Source organism: Cellulomonas wangleii, assembly GCF_018388445.1.
GTDB lineage: Bacteria > Actinomycetota > Actinomycetes > Actinomycetales > Cellulomonadaceae > Cellulomonas > Cellulomonas wangleii.
In genome coordinates this window covers 36,088-52,087 of the sequence record NZ_CP074405.1, presented here as the reverse complement: position 1 = coordinate 52,087, position 16,000 = coordinate 36,088, and the positions used below count along the sequence as shown (strand labels likewise).

Here is a 16,000-nt window from a genome sequence, read left to right as displayed (position 1 = left end):
CACCAGGAAGATCCCCCGAACTTCTCCCGCGCGCGGCTCGCCGCGGCGCTCGTGCAGGTCCACGGTGGAGATGCGGCTCCGGTGCGGTGCCGCAGGTGCACGGACCACGCGCCACGGCGGTGACGCCGTGCCGCACGGGAGGGACGGACGATGACGACGCTCGACACCCCGGCCACGGCGACCGGCGCCCCGACGACCCACGCGGACCTGCGCGCCTGGGTCGCGGCGACGGCGGAGCTGACGCAGCCCGACGAGGTCGTCTGGTGCGACGGCTCACCCGAGGAGTACGCGCGGCTGTGCGAGCTGCTCGTCGCGCAGGGCACCTTCGTGCGGCTGGACCCGCAGCGTCGTCCCCGCAGCTTCCTCGCGCGCTCCGCGCCGGACGACGTGGCGCGCGTCGAGAGCCGCACCTTCATCTGCTCGCAGCACGAGGCCGACGCCGGTCCGACGAACAACTGGCGCGACCCCGCGGCGATGCGCACCGAGCTGCGTGACGTGTTCGCCGGCTCGATGCGCGGCCGCACGATGTACGTCGTGCCGTTCGCGATGGGTGCGGTCGGCTCACCGCTCGCCGAGTACGGCGTCGAGCTGACCGACTCCCCGTACGTCGTGGTGAGCATGCACCTGATGACCCGCGTGGGGACCGCCGTGCTCGAGCACCTCGGGTCCGACGGCGCGTTCGTCCCGGCCGTCCACAGCGTCGGCGCGCCCCTCGCACCGGGCGACGCCGACGACGTGACGTGGCCGTGCAACCCGACCAAGTACGTCGTGCACTTCCCCGAGACCCGCGAGATCTGGTCGTACGGCTCGGGGTACGGCGGCAACGCGCTGCTGGGCAAGAAGTGCTTCGCCCTGCGGATCGCGTCCGTCATGGGGCGCGACGGGGGCTGGCTCGCGGAGCACATGCTGCTGCTACGGCTGACGTCCCCGCAGGGCCGCGCGTTCCACGTCGCCGCGGCCTTCCCGTCGGCGTGCGGCAAGACGAACCTGGCGATGCTCAGCCCGACGCTGCCCGGCTGGACGGCGCAGACGATCGGTGACGACATCGCGTGGATGCGGCCGGGTCCCGACGGGCGGCTGCGGGCCATCAACCCCGAGGCCGGGTTCTTCGGCGTCGCCCCCGGCACGGGGCCGCGCACCAACCCCGCCGCGGTCGAGATGGTCGCGAGCGACACGATCTTCACGAACGTCGCGCTGACCGACGACGGCGACGTGTGGTGGGAGGGCCTGACGGACGAGCCGCCGGCCCACCTCGTCGACTGGCGGGGCCAGGACTGGACGCCCGACGCGGACCGCCCCGCCGCCCACCCCAACTCCCGGTTCACGGTGCGCGCGGACCGCTGCCCGACGATCGCCCCCGACTGGGACGACCCCGAGGGCGTGCCCGTCGACGCGATCCTGTTCGGCGGTCGTCGTCCGTCGACCGTGCCCCTGGTGGTGCAGGCGCGCGACTGGGCGCACGGCGTGCTGCTGGGCGCGACCGTGTCCTCCGAGCAGACCGCGGCCGCCGAGGGGACGGTCGGGGAGCTGCGGCGCGACCCGTTCGCCATGCTGCCGTTCTGCGGGTACCACGTGGCCGACCACTGGGCGCACTGGCTGCGCGTCGGCGAGCGGCTGGGGGTCGGCGCGCCGGCGGTGTTCTGCGTCAACTGGTTCCGCACCGACGCCGACGGGCGGTACCTGTGGCCGGGGTTCGGGGACAACGTCCGCGTGCTGGCGTGGGCGCTGGGACGGCTCGACGGGTCGTCGGCCGCGGTCGACACGCCCGTCGGCCTGGTGCCCGCTCCGGGGGCGCTCGACGTCACCGGGACGGACGTCGGCGACGGCGAGCTCGCGGCGCTGCTGGACGTGCCGACGGACGCCTGGCGGCAGGAGGTGGCGCGGACCGCCGCCTGGTTCGACGAGGTGGGCGAGCGTGTGCCGGCCGCGGTGCGGGACGCGCTGACCGATGTCGAGCAGCGCCTCTGGCGGGCCTAGGACCGAGGCGCGTGCCGCTCGAGGAACTCGTAGACCTCGGTCTGGTCCACGCCGGGGAACACGCCCACCGGCAGCGCGGCCAGCAGCGACGCGTGCGGCCGGGCGCTCGGGAACGCCTGGTCCTCCCAGCGGCTCGCGAGTGCGCGCGGCGCCTCCCGGCAGCACGACGCGTCCGGGCAGCGCGACGCCGAGCGCTCCGTCGTCTCGCGCCCCCGGAACCAGCGGACGTGCGCGAAGGGCGTCCCGACGCTCACGGAGAAGGCACCCTGGGATGACCCCTGCACGCGCGACGTGCACCAGAACGTGCCCGACGACGTGTCCGTGTACTGGTAGTACGGGCTGAACCGGTCGTCGAGCGTGAACACCACGCGCGCCGTCCACTGCCGGCACACGGGCTGCCCCTCGATCGCCCCCAGGGGGTCCGACGGGAACACGACGCCGTCGTTCTCGTACGCCTTGTGCAGCGTGCCGCCCTCGTGGACCTTCATGAAGTGCACCGGGATCTGCAGGTGCCGCGTGGCGAGGTTGGTGAAGCGGTGGGCCGCCGTCTCGTACGGCACGGCGTAGGTGTCGCGCAGGTCCTCCACCGACAGCCGCCGCTCGGCCTTGGCGTCGCCGAGGAACGCCACGGCCGACGCCTCGGGGATCATCAGCGCCGCGGCCAGGTAGTTCGCCTCCACCCGCTGGCGCAGGAAGTCCGCGTAGTCGACGGGCTCAGAGTGCCCCAGCACGTGCGACGCGACGGCCTGCAGCAGCGGCGAGCGTGAGTCGTTGTGCGCGGCACCGGTCTGCGGCAGGTAGATGCGCCCGTGCGCGAGGTCCGTGACCGTGCGCGTCGAGTGCGGCAGGTCGGCGACGTAGTGCAGCGTGAAGCCGAGGTGCGCCGCGATCTCCGCCGTCGCGCGCTGCGACAGCGGGCCACCGTGGTGCCCGACGGCGTCCAGCAGGGTCCGCGCGTGCTCCTCGAGCGCGGGGAAGTAGTTGTCCTGCGCGCGCATCCGGGACCGCAGCTCGGCGTTCGCGCGCCGCGCCTCCTCGGGCGTGGCCGCGTTCTCCGTCAGCAGCCGCTGCACCTGGTCCTGCAGCGCGACGAGCGCCTCGAGCGCGTCGGACGGCAGCGAGCGACCCACCTTCACCGTCGGCATGCCGAGGCTGGCGAACAGCGGGCCACGCTGCGCCCGCTCCAGCTGCACCTCGAGCGCGGCACGGCGCGTGGGGGGCTCGGGGCTGAGCAGGTCCCGCAGCGGGACGCCGAGCGCCTCGGCCACCTGCGCCAGCAGCGACAGCTTGGGCTCGCGGTGCCCGTTCTCCAGCATCGACACCTGCGACGGCGCCCGCCCGATCGCGCGCCCGAGGTCGTCGAGCGTCATGCCACGCGCGGTGCGCAGGTGACGCACGAGGCGGCCCAGGACCAGGGTGTCGACGGTCGCGCCGCCCCCGTCCCCGGACCCGCGGGAGACCGGGTCGGTACCGGCGTCCGCAGTCCTGCCGCGAGACGTACCGGGCTCGGCAGGCCTCGGGCGTCCCACCCCTCCCCCGGGCGCGCGGGAGGCCGACGCGGCCCTCGAGGCCGCGACGCGACCGGCCGCAGGGTCGATCGCGCGTCGGGGGTCCGGGGGCCGGGGTGCCGTCGTCGTCACCGTGTCAGCGTCACACCGTGGGAACGGTCCCGTCCAGGAGAAGCATCGAGATCCTTCCGTCGTTGATCGGCTGACGTGCACGGATGCGTCGATCTTCCGCGGCGAACCGGTCGATTCCCTGTGAAGAACCGTCACTCTTCACATCGGCTCGTTCGAGCGGTGCGACGACCCGGCCTGTTGCGCGCCGCGGAAGAGTCCCCGATCTTCCGCAGCCGCGACCGCCCCACGGCCCTCGCCGAGCGGGCACGTTGGTCGTGGGACGCCGACCGGCTCCCCCCGGACGCCCTCCGGGGCCACGCACGACGCGAGAGGCACGACGATGACCGCTCCCACCACCCCGCTGGACGACCTGCAGGCCCCCGCCGCCGTCGCGGGTGCGGTCGACGTCCGCCCCGGCGCGCAGACCCGCACCGCCGAGGAGCTCGAGCACGAGTGGCGCACCGACCCGCGCTGGGCCGGCATCGAGCGCCGGCACACCGGTGCCGACGTCGTGCGGCTGCGCGGCTCGGTCCGCGAGGACCCCACGCTGGCCCGGCGCGGCGCCGAGCGGCTGTGGGAGCTGCTGCACACCCGCACGCACGTGCCGGCGCTCGGCGCGCTGACGGGCAACCAGGCCGTCCAGCAGGTCCGCGCGGGGCTCGAGGCGATCTACCTGTCCGGCTGGCAGGTCGCCGCCGACGCGAACCTGTCGGGCCAGACGTACCCCGACCAGTCGCTCTACCCGGCCAACTCCGTGCCGGCCGTCGTGCGGCGCATCAACAACGCGCTGCTGCGGGCGGACCAGATCGACGTCGCCGAGAACGGCACGCCGACGCGTGACTGGCTCGCGCCGATCGTCGCCGACGCCGAGGCCGGGTTCGGTGGCCCGCTCAACGCGTACGAGCTGATGCACGCGATGATCGCCGCCGGTGCCGCGGGCGTGCACTGGGAGGACCAGCTCGCCGCGGAGAAGAAGTGCGGCCACCTGGGCGGCAAGGTCCTGGTCCCGACGTCGCAGCACGTGCGCACGCTGTCCGCGGCACGGCTCGCGGCCGACGTGGCCGGCGCCCCGACGGTCGTCGTCGCCCGCACCGACTCCCTCGGTGCGGACCTGCTGACGTCGGACGTCGACGAGCGCGACCAGGAGTTCCTCACGGGCGAGCGCACCGCCGAGGGGTACTTCCGGGTCCGCCCGGGCCTCGACGCGGTGGTCGCACGGGCGCAGGCGTACGCACCGCACGCCGACCTCATCTGGGTCGAGACGGCGACGCCGGACGTCGCGCTGGCCGTCGAGTTCGCCGAGCGGATCCACGAGGCGTTCCCCGGCAAGCTCCTCGCCTACAACTGCTCGCCGTCGTTCAACTGGCGCGCGCACCTCGACGACGCGCAGATCGCCCGGTTCCAGCGCGAGCTGGCGGCCCACGGGTACGCGTTCCAGTTCATCACCCTCGCCGGCTTCCACGCCCTCAACGAGTCGATGTTCACGCTCGCCCGCGGCTACGCCGAGCGCGGCATGAGCGCCTACGTCGACCTGCAGACGGCCGAGCTCGCCGCCGAGGCCGACGGCTACACCGCGACCCGCCACCAGCGGGAGGTCGGCACGGGCTACTTCGACCAGGTCGCCACCGCGATCAGCCCCGACAGCGCCACCCTCGCGCTGGCCGGCTCCACCGAGACGGCCCAGTTCCGCCACTGACCCGCCCGGCCCGACCCTCTCGCGGCACGCCGCTCGGCCCTCCCGCAGAGGTCCCCTCACGCTGATCACGAACCAGGAGAACGTCATGACCCTCACCGACACGTCGCCCCGGGCGGCGAGCCTGACCTCGCCGTTCGCGCACCCCCGGCTGACCGTGACCGGGCCCCCGGTCGAGGGCACCGACCTGGTGCTGTCGCCCGAGGCGATGGACTTCCTCACCGCCCTGCACGAGCGCTTCTCGGGTGGGCGGCACGAGCTGCTGCTCGCCCGGCAGCGGCGCCGCGAGCGGTTCGCCAACGGCGCGGACCCCGGCTTCCTGCCGCTGACGGCGCACATCCGCGCCGACCGGACGTGGCGCGTCGCCGGACCGGGGCCGGGCCTGACGGACCGGCGCGTCGAGATCACGGGCCCGACCGACCGCAAGATGACCGTCAACGCGCTGAACTCCGGGGCGAAGGTGTGGCTCGCCGACCACGAGGACGCCATGAGCCCCACGTGGACGAACGCGATCTCGGGCCAGGTGAACCTGTACGACGCGATCCGCGGGCAGGTCGACTTCACGACGCCCGAGGGCAAGGAGTACCGGGTCGGTGTGACGACGCCGACCATCGTCTTCCGCCCCCGCGGCTGGCACCTCACCGAGAAGCACGTGCAGCTCACCGACCGTGCGGGCCAGTCGTGCGCGGCCTCCGCGTCGCTGTTCGACGCCGGGCTCTACCTGTTCCACAACGCGCAGGCGCTGATCGACGCGGGCCGCGGCCCGTACCTGTACCTGCCGAAGATCGAGGGCCACCTCGAGGCGCGGCTGTGGGACGACGTCTTCCGCTTCACCGAGACGTACCTGGGCCTGCGGCACGGGACGATCCGCGCGACGGTGCTCATCGAGACGATCACGGCCGCGTTCGAGATGGAGGAGATCCTCTACGAGCTGCGCGACCACTGCGCGGGCCTGAACGCCGGACGCTGGGACTACATCTTCAGCATCATCAAGAGCTTCCGTGCCCGCGGGCCGCGGTTCGTCCTGCCGGACCGCGGCCGCGTGACGATGACGGTCCCGTTCATGAAGGCGTACACCGAGCTGCTCGTCGCGACGTGCCACCGCCGCGGTGCGCAGGCCATCGGCGGCATGAGCGCGTTCATCCCGAACCGCCGCGAGCCCGAGGTGACGGCACGCGCCCTGGAGCAGGTCCGGGCCGACAAGGAGCGTGAGGCCGGCCAGGGCTACGACGGCACGTGGGTCGCCCACCCCGACCTGGTGCCCGTGGCGCGCGAGGTCTTCGACACCGCCTTCGGCGACCGCACCGACCAGCGGCACCGCCTGCGCGAGGACGTGCAGGTCACCGCGGCCGACCTGCTCGACATCCCGTCCGCGGGCGGGGCGCAGCCCGGCGCCGTCACCGACGCAGGGCTCCGGCAGAACGTGTCGGTCGCCGTGCGGTACCTCGAGGCGTGGCTGCGAGGGCTCGGCGCCGTGGCCATCGACGACCTCATGGAGGACGCCGCGACGGCGGAGATCTCCCGGTCGCAGGTGTGGCAGTGGGTGCACCAGGGCACGACGACCGCCGAGGGCACGGTGATCGACGCCCCGACCGTCCGTGAGGTGCTCGCGGACGTCCTCACCGACGTCGAGCGCCGCGAGGGCGACCGCTTCGACGACGCCGCCGCGCTGTTCGGCGAGGTCGCCCTCGCGGACGACTTCCCGACCTTCCTCACCATCCCCGCCTACACCCGGCACCTGGTGACGCGGGGCTGACGAGGGCGGCCGATCCGGGCGTTCGGTCGGGCAGCCCGGGCGCGAGGGCCTCCGGTGGTGACGCGGTGGAGCCGCTTCACCACCGGGGCCTTCGCCTTGCCCCTGCCCCTGGACGCCTGACCGCCCGGCCGCGCCGGACGGTCGTCGACGTGCCGGTACGGCACGAAGGACCTCTCGTCAGCCGCGCGCGCTCAGCGCCTGGAGCGCGCCGTAGTCCAGCGCGTCCCCCGCGACCGGGAGCTCGCCGTCCTGCAGGAACGCCGTGGCAGCCGCGCGCGCCGTCGTGTAGGCGGCTTCGGCCAGGGCCGTGCCGACGCTGACCCGGCGGACACCCGCCGCGGCGAGTGCAGCGACGGAGGGGCCGCCCGGCACCGCCATGGCGTTGATCGGCGCGGGGACGGCCCGTGCGAGCGTCTCCAGCTCGGGCAGGTCGAGCAGGCCCGGGACGAAGACGCAGTCGGCGCCGGCCGCGACGTACCGACGCGCCCGTTCGACGGTCTCGTCGAGCCGTGTGTCCGCCGCGCCGACGCCGCGCAGGTGGACGTCGGTGCGGGCGTTGACGACGATCCCCGGGAGCCCGGCGGCGGCAGCGGCCTCGCGCGCGGCCGCGATCCGTGCGACCTGCGCGTCCACCGGGTGGAGCGACCCCGCCCCGGGGTCGAGGTCCTCGACGTTCACCCCGACGGCACCGGCGGACACCACGAGCCCGACCGTGCGTGCGACGTCCTCGGGTGCGGGCCCGTAGCCACCCTCGACGTCGGCGGTCACCGGCACGTCGACCGCCTGCGCGATGCGGCGCACGACCTCGGCCGTCTCCTCCCGGGTGAGCAGCTCGCCGTCGCCGCGTCCCAGCGACCAGGCGACACCTCCGCTCGTCGTCGCCACCGCGGCGGCGCCGGCGGCTACGACGATCGCCGCGCTGCAGGCGTCCCAGGCGTTGGGCAGGACGAGGAGCCGGTCGTGCAGGTCCCGGAATCGCTGTGCACGCTCGGCGGCCGATGCCGGTGCACGGTCGGTCGTGGTGGTCATGGCGTTCTCCTCGGTGTCCGTGAGCGTTTCATCGGGTCTCCTGGCCGCGATCGGGTGCCGGCTCACGAGGGCATCTGGTTGACGGGGTGGTCACCGACGGCCCACAGGTACTGGACCGCGTACGCCCGCCACGGTCGCCACGGGGCGCCGCGCCGCGTGAGGGCGCCAGGGGTCGAGGGAAGGCCCAGCCGCTGCGCCGCTGCGCGCACCCCGAGGTCGGACGGCACGAACGCGTCGGGGTCGCCGAGCGCCCGCATCGCGATCATCTCCACAGTCCAGGGCCCGATCCCCGGCAGCGCCGCCAGGCGGGCGCGCGCCTCCTGCCAGTCGCCGCCCGCTCCGAGGTCGACGCTGCCGTCGGCGAGCGCCTCGACGAGCCGCAGGACGGCGTGGCGTCGGGACGTCGGGAACGCCAGACGGGCCGGGTCGAGCGAAGCAAGGCTCGACGGCTCCGGGAACAGGTGGGTCAGGCCGCCGTGGGGATCGTCGATCGGGGTTCCGTGCGCGACGACCAACCGGGCCGCGTGGGTGCGCGCGGCGGCCGTCGAGACCTGCTGGCCCAGCACGGCCCGCACGGCGAAGCCCTCCGGGTCGGTCGTGCGCGGCACGCGGCGGCCGGGTGCCGCGTCGACGAGGGGCTGCAGGACCGGGTCGGCACGCAGGGCGTCGTCGACGGCCACGGGGTCGGCGTCGAGGTCGAGCAGGCGGCGGCAGCGCGCGATCGCCGTCGACAGGTGGCGCAGGTCGCTGAGGACGAGCTCGCAGACGACGTGCTGCGGCATCGGACGCAGGGAGGCGATCGCGTGCCCGGTCCCGAGCCGCAAGGAGCAACGGAACGCGCCGTCACGCCACTCCTCCACACCGGGCACCGCCGTCTCGACGAGGTGGCCGAAGAGGTTGTCCGGGCACAGCGGCTCACGGAAGGGCAACCGCACGGTCAGCACCCCGGGTGCGGCGAGCTCGCTGCCCGCGCCGCGACGGCGCAGCTCGGTGGGGGCCAGCGCGAAGACCTCGCGCACGGTGTCGTTGAACGACCGGACGCTGGAGAAGCCGGCGGCGAACGCCACGTCAGCCATCGGCAGCCCTGTGCCCTCCAGCAGGAGGCGCGCCGTCTGCGCCCGCTGCGCGCGAGCGAGGGCGAGAGGGCCCGTCCCCAGCTCCTCGCGCAGGTGCCGTTCGACCTGTCGCACGCTGTACCCGAGTCGCGAGGCGAGCCCGGAGACCCCCGACCGGTCGACCACGCCGTCGGCGATGAGCCGCATGGCCCGCGCCGTCAGGTCGGCCCGCTGGTTCCACTCCGGCGAGCCGGGGCTGGCGTCCGGGCGGCACCGTTTGCACGCCCGGAACCCGGCCTGCTGGGCCGCGGCCGAGGTCGGCATGAACCGCATGTTCACGACCTTGGGAGGTGGCACCGGGCAGCTCGGCCGGCAGTAGATGCCCGTGCTCAGGACGGCGGTGAAGAACCAGCCGTCGAACCGGCTGTCCCTCGACTGCACGGCGCGGATGCAGCGCTCGGTGTCCTGGTGCACATCGCCAGTCTTGTGCCCGTCGGCGACGTGCGTCTGGCGAGAATGCGACATCACCCTGGCGGCGACCGATGCCGACAGGCGTCACCACCTCCTGTCTCGTTGAACCAGTGGCCAGCGCCGCGTGCCCACGGGCATAGTGGACGCCGTGCCCGCCCGGATCCGCCTGCTGGAGGTCCCCTACGACTCGGGCTGCCGGGACGTGCGCCACGGTGCCGGCCCGCCCGCCCTCGTCGCCGCAGGTGCTGCGCAGCGGCTGGCCCACCACGGTGCCGTCGTCGACCACGGGCGCGTCCAGCTCGCGGCCGGCCCCGGTCCGATCGTCGAGGCCGCCGCGGGCACCGAGGTGATGCGGCTCGTCGCGCAGGACGTCGCCGCCCACGCCGGCCACCTGCCGGTGGTGCTCGCAGGCAACTGCGGGGTGACGCTCGGGGTCGTCGCCGGCCTGCGTGCCCTCGCGCCCGAGCGGCGCGTGGCGGTCCTGTGGCTCGACGCCCACGGCGACCTGCAGACGCCCGCGACGTCGGCGAGCGGGTTCTTCGACGGCATGAGCCTGGCGATGACCACGGGCCGGTGCTGGCAAGGACTCGCCGCGAGCGTGCCCGGGTACGCGCCGTCGCCCGACGACCGCACGGTGCTCGTCGGCGGCCACCAGCTCGACGAGGCCGAGCGCCGGCTCCTTGACGGCCCCGGACCGACGTGGTTGACCGTGGCCGACGTCCGGGCGGGGCGGGCGGGGAGCGTGCTCGACCGGGTGGTCGCGCACGCGGACGCGGTGCACGTGCACGTCGACCTCGACGTGCACGACACGTCCCTCCCACCGGCGAACTCCTACGCCGCGCCGGGTGGCCTCACGCCCGACGAGGTGCGCGCCACGGTGCTCGACGCCGTCACGCGACTCCCGCTCGCGTCGGCGACCGTCGCCTCGTGGGACCCGACCCACGACGTCGACCACCGCATGCGTGACGCAGCCCTGGGCCTGCTGGAGCTCCTGGGCACGCCGGCTCCGGCCCTGTGAGCCCGGACGACCACCTCCAGCCCGACCCCTGGCAGGTCGAGCTCGGAGAAGAACCGTCGCCCGAACCGCTCGACCGGCGTACCCCTCGACCAGAGGCCGGCGTCGCGCCCGTGCCGCGGGTGACCGCCTGAGAGTCCACACCTGTTCGCCCGGCCACCGCCGGGCCGCGTCGCGAGCACCCCAGAGCAGCCCCATGCACCCCCGGAAACCACGAAGCTCCCGGTCAGAGAACCCTGACCGGGAGCTTCGGTACTGCTCGAGCGGTTCCTTCCGGAACCACCTCACTGTGGGGTCTTGGGACAACTCGCTGGGACAGCTGGTCGAGCGCTGCGGACCGTCCGTCCTACTCCGACGAGCGTCGCATCAGCGCGCCAAACGCGTCCGGGCGTCGCGCAGCGCCTCGGCCGCGAGAAATGCCAGATCGAGCCCCTGGCGCCCGTTCAGGCGCGGGTCGCAGAGGCTTGTGTAGTTGCGCCCTAGCTCGTCCTCGTCGAGCAGCCAGCTTCCGCCCGTGCATTCCGTGACGTCGTCGGGGGTCAGCTCGAGGTGGATGCCGCCGGGCCACGCACCCGCTTCGGACACGATCCGCACGAACGACAGGAATTCGGAGCTGACGTCCTCGAACGACCTCGTCTTCACGCCGCTCGCGGTCGTGCGCGTGTTGCCGTGCATCGGGTCGCTGACCCACGCGACGGGGTGCCCCGCGTCGACGACGGCCTGGACCAGCGCGGGCAGTGCTCGGTCGATCACGCGAGCACCCATGCGGATCATCAGCGTCAGCCGACCGGGGATGCGCTCGGGGTTGAGCATGGTGCAGATCTGCAGCAGCTCTTCAGGGCTGCAGTCGTCGCTGATCTTCACGCCGATCGGGTTACGGATACCCCTGACGAAGTCCATGTGCGCGCCGTCGAGCGCTCGCGTGCGCTCGCCGATCCACAGCAGGTGTGCCGAGCAGTCGTACCACTCGCCCGTTGCGGCCTCGCGTCGCGTCAGACCCGACTCGTAGTCCAGGACGAGCGCCTCGTGTGCGGTGTAGAACGCCGTGCGCGAGAGCTCGTCGTTGTCGTCGCGCACGCCGCACGCGTGGAGGAACTCGACGGCGCGGTCGATCTCGGCGGCCAGCATCTCGTACCGCTGACCCGAAGGGCTTTCGGCGATGAAGCTCTGGTTCCAGCGGTGCACCTCCCGCAGGTCGGCGAATCCGCCGCTGGTGAACGCGCGCACGAGGTTCAGCACGATCGCCGAGTGGTGGTAGCCCTGGACCAGCCGGCGGGGATCGAGGCGGCGCGAGTCCGGGTCCTCGTTCTCGGCGTTGAGGAGGTGACCGCGGAGCGATTGGAGCTCGACCCCGTTGACGATCTCGGTGGGCGCCGAGCGCGGCTTGGCTAGCTGCCCCGCCATCCGGCCGATCTTCACCACCGGGAGCCCGGCGCCGTGAGTGAGGACCAGGGACATCTGCAGGATGATCTTGAGCTGGTCGCGGATGCGGTCGGCCGACACCTCGTCGAACGACTCGGCGCAGTCGCCCGCGAGAAGGACGAACGCCGCGCCGCGGGTGACGTCGGCCAACTGGCTCTGCAGCGCACGTGCCTCGCCCGCGAAGATCAGCGGCGGAAGCTTGCGGAGCTGCTCGAGCGCCCGCTGTGCCTGCGCTTCGTCCGGCCAGTCGACAGCCTGCGCGACCGGTCGCGTGCGCCACGCGTCGCTCGTCCAGGGGGCGCCGGCGTCAGTGTTGGTGTCGGTCACTTCGGCGGTGTTCGTCATCGGTCTCGTTCTCTCTCGCAGTGGAGGTGTGTGCTCAGTCGTCCAGTGCGCCGCGGGTGAGCGCGGCGGCCGAGTCGAGGTCGGACCATGTCGCCGCCCACGCCGGAGCGGCCGAGGCGGCCCAGAGGGTCTCGTCGGTGTGCGCGGGCGCAAACCAACCGAGCCAGTCGGGGCGTTCGACGCTGCGCCCCGTGACGGTCTGGTCCAGTAGCCGGAACCAGGTCTGCGTGCGGTCCAGCCGGCGCGCCGGCCTCCCTGCGGGCTCCCAGGTGGGAAAGACCACGCGGTCGAGGTACACGGGACGCTGGGCCGGGGTGAAGCCGAGGCAGGCGAACATGTCCTGCCAGGCGATGCGCCGCTTGCCCGGCCGGGACCACTCGGTGTCGGCAGAGCGCGGTCCTGCAAGGTGCTCGGTCTGCGGGAAGGCGCGCAGCGTGCCCGGGAACGTGCTGATCTTCTCCGGACACGCCAGCATCCGCAGACCGTCGGGTGTGGGCAGCAGAACGATGCGCTCACAGGAGAGCGCCTCGCGGGCGCCGTCCAGCGCAGCCGCCATGAACACCGAGGTCTTGCCTGCGCCGCGATCGCCCACGACGAGCGTCCCGCTGCCGTCGGCTCCGACGACCGCCGCAGCGTGTACCACGACGCCGCCGTGCGCCTCGAGCCACGGCAGGAAGAGCAGGTCGCGCACCACACGGCGCACGTCGCTGGCAGCGGCTGCCGGGTCGCCGTTGACGACGTGGACTGTGCGTGCGGCCACGTCGGACACCACGCACGAGCCGGTGTCGACCGACTCCACGACGACCACGCCGTCGTGCTCGTGGCGAACACCGCGACGGACGTCGTACGCGTGGCTGCCGGAGTGGAGAAGGATCGGGCGGCCCGCGTCACCGCGCGAGGTACGCCACCGGTCACCGGCCTCGGCGGACACCTCGACGGAAACTCTCGCGAGCGGCACGAGGGGCTCGGGCAGCTGTGCGTCGATGCCGAAGTAGGCCCCGAGCTCGGCACGCAGGAGCGCGTCGACCTCGGGAACGGCGTGGTCGAGCAGCACGGTGTGGCCGAGCATGGTTGCCGAGGTGACGTGCCCGCCGGGCGACACCGGGCGGGCCCCGGTCGCGGGAGCGGGAAGGTGGCCGGACATTGTGGGCATGGCGCGCTCCTGACGGACTGGCACGGGAGGGTTCGGGCGGCGATGCCGGCATGCGAAGGCACGCGGGGACACACGCGGAGGCGAGGACGAGGGATGAGTGACGGCGGGCGCTGAGGATCGCGTCGTATCCGAACGCGGCCTGGGTGCCGTCCCTGGCCGGATACCAGTCCTGCGACTGGGCACCACCCAGGCTCTGCGAGATCTGCCGCGACCGCTGGACGTCGTCGGCCCACTGGCGGACAGCACCCTCGCGGGCGCCGGCGACCGTCATCAGCGCCTCGAGAAGAGCCATCGTCTTGCGCGCGACGGACATGACCCGCTCCTGCTCGGCAGGCGCGAAGAACTCGCGCTCGCGTCCGTGGTCATCGTCATCTCGTGGCCCCCTCGCCTAGCGCCCTCGCGCCGGGTCGCACCCGGCGACGGGCGAGTCATCGGGTCCGGACTGTACGGAATGCCCCAGAACCGACTCGGGACGTCTCGCACGTTGAGCACACGGAAGCGCGCGTTCCACGAGGCCTACTACTCCGCGAAGCAGAGGCCACCCACGGCCGCCTGACGCACGAGGCGCCACCGAACTCCACGGAACCTCAGCCAGCCCGGCACCACCACGGTGACCGGGCTGGTCGGCATGCGCCCATCCGCGCTCGACGCCGGCTCCACAGCGTAAAGAGCAGGTAATAGCACGCTAGCGTGCTCACCAAGTCGCCGACTCGGCCCTGGAACCAGAAACTCCCGGCAGGATCTCGTCCTGCCGGGAGTTGTCCGGACTGCCGGGCCTTGGTTGTCCCAAGAGCCCACTGTCTGTGCGCGAGGCGGGATTTGAACCCGCACGCCCTTTCGGACACTGGCACCTGAAGCCAGCGCGTCTGCCGTTCCGCCACTCGCGCGCGCCGCCAAAGTTAGCACGTCGAGGGCCCCGTCAAAAACACTGCCCGCGACGGGCGGTGAGGGCCCTGTCCCACGGCCACCGACCCGTGCAACCACGCCGCCTCTGCCAACCCCCGCCCTCCCTCGGGCCTTCCCCCACAGCGACCACCGGAGGCGGCACCGGCACGCCTGCCGCCACCGGTCCACTGTCAGCCCTCCCGACCCGCCCACACCGCACGGCGTACACCGTTCACCCTCCCAGGCACCCGTCCAGGCCGCCGCACGGATACCATCGACGCGGATCGTCGTCGCACCGCGCGGACGGACCGAGGGCAGGTGGGACGGGCGACCGGCCCGCCCGAGGCGGGAGGGAGGTGGACGTGGGGTTCCTCGACAAGTTCGAGAACGGCGTGGAGCGCGTGGTGAACAACGCGTTCGCCCGGGCCTTCCGCAGCGAGGTCAAGCCGATCGAGCTGGCCGACGCGCTGCGCCGCGAGATCGACGACCGCGCCGCCGTCGTCGGCCGTGACCGCACCGTGGTGCCCAACGAGTTCACCATCGAGCTGTCCACGCCGGACTACGACCAGGTCGAGGCCTGGGGTGCGGAGGCCCTCGCGGAGGAGCTGGCCGCCAACGTCACGGAGCACGCCGCGAGCCAGCACTACGCGTTCGTCGGCCCCGTCACCGTCTCGTTCAGTGAGAACACGGAGCAGGACGCCGGCCGGTTCGCGGTCCACAGCGCGACCGTGCGCGGCCCGGTGGCACCGGCGACCAACGCGGCACCCAGCCCGCGGCACCCGCTGATCGACATCGACGGTCAGCGCTACATCCTCACGGGCCCGGTCACGGTCATCGGCCGCGGCTCGGAGGCCGACATCATCGTCGACGACCCGGGTGTGTCCCGGCGGCACCTCGAGATCCGGGTCACCCCGGACGGGGTCGTCGCCAGCGACATGGGCTCCACCAACGGACTGTTCGTCGAGGGGCACCAGGTGCCCGCGGCGACGCTGCTGGACGGCAACACGCTGACCATCGGCCGGACCCGGATCCTCTTCTGGACCGGGGGCGACGCGGACGTGGACGAGTGATGCCGCGGCATGAGTGAGCTCACGATCACCCTGCTGCGCCTGGGGTACCTCGCGCTGCTGTGGTTCCTCGTCCTGTCCGCCATCACGGTGCTGCGCCGGGACCTGTACGGCACGCGGATCATCGACCGACGTCGCGCCCCCGGCAAGGGTGCGCCCGCCGAGGCACCCGTCCCCGCCGGCGAGGCGCCGCGCGCGCCGCGACGCCCGCGCACCAGCGGCGGCCCCACCCGGCTCGTGGTGACCGAGGGCCCGCTGCGCGGCACCACGCTCCCCCTCGGCTCCTCCGCGGTGCTGGTCGGTCGGGCTCCCAGCTGCACGCTGGTCCTCGACGACGACTACTCCTCGTCGCGGCACGCGCGGATCTTCCCGCAGGGCGACCGCTGGTTCGTCGAGGACCTCGGGTCCACGAACGGCACGTTCGTCGGCGAGTCGCGCGTCGAGCAGCCCACGCCCGTGCCCACCGGCACGCCGATCCGCGTCGGGCAGAGCCTGCTCGAGCTGCAGAGGTGA

The 16,000-nt window shown here is 73.4% G+C and carries 11 protein-coding genes and 1 tRNA gene; 6 read left to right on the top strand and 6 right to left on the bottom strand.

The genetic code is table 11. The annotated features are described in order from the left end of the window. Nucleotides 1-150: 150 nt before the first annotated feature. The gene (locus tag KG103_RS00220) at nucleotides 151-1,977 is read left to right on the top strand and encodes a phosphoenolpyruvate carboxykinase (GTP) (RefSeq protein ID WP_207340085.1); all 1,827 of its coding nucleotides are present in this window, start codon (nucleotides 151-153) and stop codon (nucleotides 1,975-1,977) included. On the opposite strand, the gene KG103_RS00215 is transcribed toward KG103_RS00220, so the two are convergent. Then, entirely contained in the window at nucleotides 1,974-3,392 is a 1,419-nt protein-coding gene (locus KG103_RS00215) for a helix-turn-helix transcriptional regulator (protein WP_207340297.1), read from the bottom strand. The two genes, KG103_RS00220 and KG103_RS00215, sit on opposite strands and share 4 nt — an antisense overlap. Nucleotides 3,393-3,936: 544 nt before the next feature. Here KG103_RS00215 and aceA point away from each other — a divergent pair. Further along, nucleotides 3,937-5,292: an isocitrate lyase gene (gene aceA / locus KG103_RS00210; protein WP_243656295.1), complete on the top strand. Its 1,356-nt coding sequence runs from the start codon at nucleotides 3,937-3,939 to the stop codon at nucleotides 5,290-5,292. An 85-nt stretch (nucleotides 5,293-5,377) separates the two neighbouring features. Next, a complete protein-coding gene (aceB, locus tag KG103_RS00205) occupies nucleotides 5,378-7,045 on the top strand; it encodes a malate synthase A (RefSeq protein WP_207340084.1) in 1,668 nt (555 codons plus the stop codon). A gap of 177 nt (nucleotides 7,046-7,222) precedes the next feature. Here aceB and KG103_RS00200 read toward each other — a convergent pair whose 3' ends face one another. Together KG103_RS00200 and KG103_RS00195 are read right to left on the bottom strand one after the other, a co-directional pair. Further along, nucleotides 7,223-8,074, bottom strand: a complete 852-nt coding sequence (locus KG103_RS00200) for an isocitrate lyase/PEP mutase family protein (protein WP_207340083.1) — start codon at nucleotides 8,072-8,074, stop codon at nucleotides 7,223-7,225. A 62-nt stretch (nucleotides 8,075-8,136) separates the two neighbouring features. After that, complete coding sequence (locus tag KG103_RS00195; RefSeq protein WP_207340082.1) at nucleotides 8,137-9,603, bottom strand: DNA-3-methyladenine glycosylase 2 family protein; 1,467 nt, start codon at nucleotides 9,601-9,603, stop codon at nucleotides 8,137-8,139. 145 nt (nucleotides 9,604-9,748) lie between these two features. Here KG103_RS00195 and KG103_RS00190 point away from each other — a divergent pair, with 145 nt between their 5' ends. Then, nucleotides 9,749-10,618 (top strand): arginase family protein, encoded by an 870-nt coding sequence (locus tag KG103_RS00190; protein WP_207340081.1) that lies wholly within the window; start codon nucleotides 9,749-9,751, stop codon nucleotides 10,616-10,618. 363 nt (nucleotides 10,619-10,981) lie between these two features. Here KG103_RS00190 and KG103_RS00185 read toward each other — a convergent pair whose 3' ends face one another. The 3 genes from KG103_RS00185 to KG103_RS00175 all read right to left on the bottom strand — a co-directional run bounded on the left by KG103_RS00185 (nucleotide 10,982) and on the right by KG103_RS00175 (nucleotide 14,422). Next, nucleotides 10,982-12,382 carry a class II 3-deoxy-7-phosphoheptulonate synthase gene (locus tag KG103_RS00185; protein ID WP_207340080.1) on the bottom strand — a complete coding sequence of 467 codons (1,401 nt, stop codon included), beginning with the start codon at nucleotides 12,380-12,382 and terminating at the stop codon, nucleotides 10,982-10,984. 34 nt (nucleotides 12,383-12,416) lie between these two features. Then, nucleotides 12,417-13,535 carry a hypothetical protein gene (locus KG103_RS00180; RefSeq protein ID WP_207340079.1) on the bottom strand — a complete coding sequence of 373 codons (1,119 nt, stop codon included), beginning with the start codon at nucleotides 13,533-13,535 and terminating at the stop codon, nucleotides 12,417-12,419. 804 nt (nucleotides 13,536-14,339) lie between these two features. Beyond that, a tRNA-Leu gene (locus KG103_RS00175) sits at nucleotides 14,340-14,422 on the bottom strand. Nucleotides 14,423-14,782: 360 nt separating this feature from the next. On the opposite strand from KG103_RS00175, the gene KG103_RS00170 reads away from it, so the two are divergent. Both KG103_RS00170 and KG103_RS00165 read left to right on the top strand, forming a co-directional pair. Then, a complete protein-coding gene (locus KG103_RS00170) occupies nucleotides 14,783-15,490 on the top strand; it encodes an FhaA domain-containing protein (RefSeq protein ID WP_207340078.1) in 708 nt (235 codons plus the stop codon). 9 nt (nucleotides 15,491-15,499) lie between these two features. Next, nucleotides 15,500-16,000, top strand: a complete 501-nt coding sequence (locus KG103_RS00165; RefSeq protein ID WP_207340077.1) for an FHA domain-containing protein FhaB/FipA — start codon at nucleotides 15,500-15,502, stop codon at nucleotides 15,998-16,000.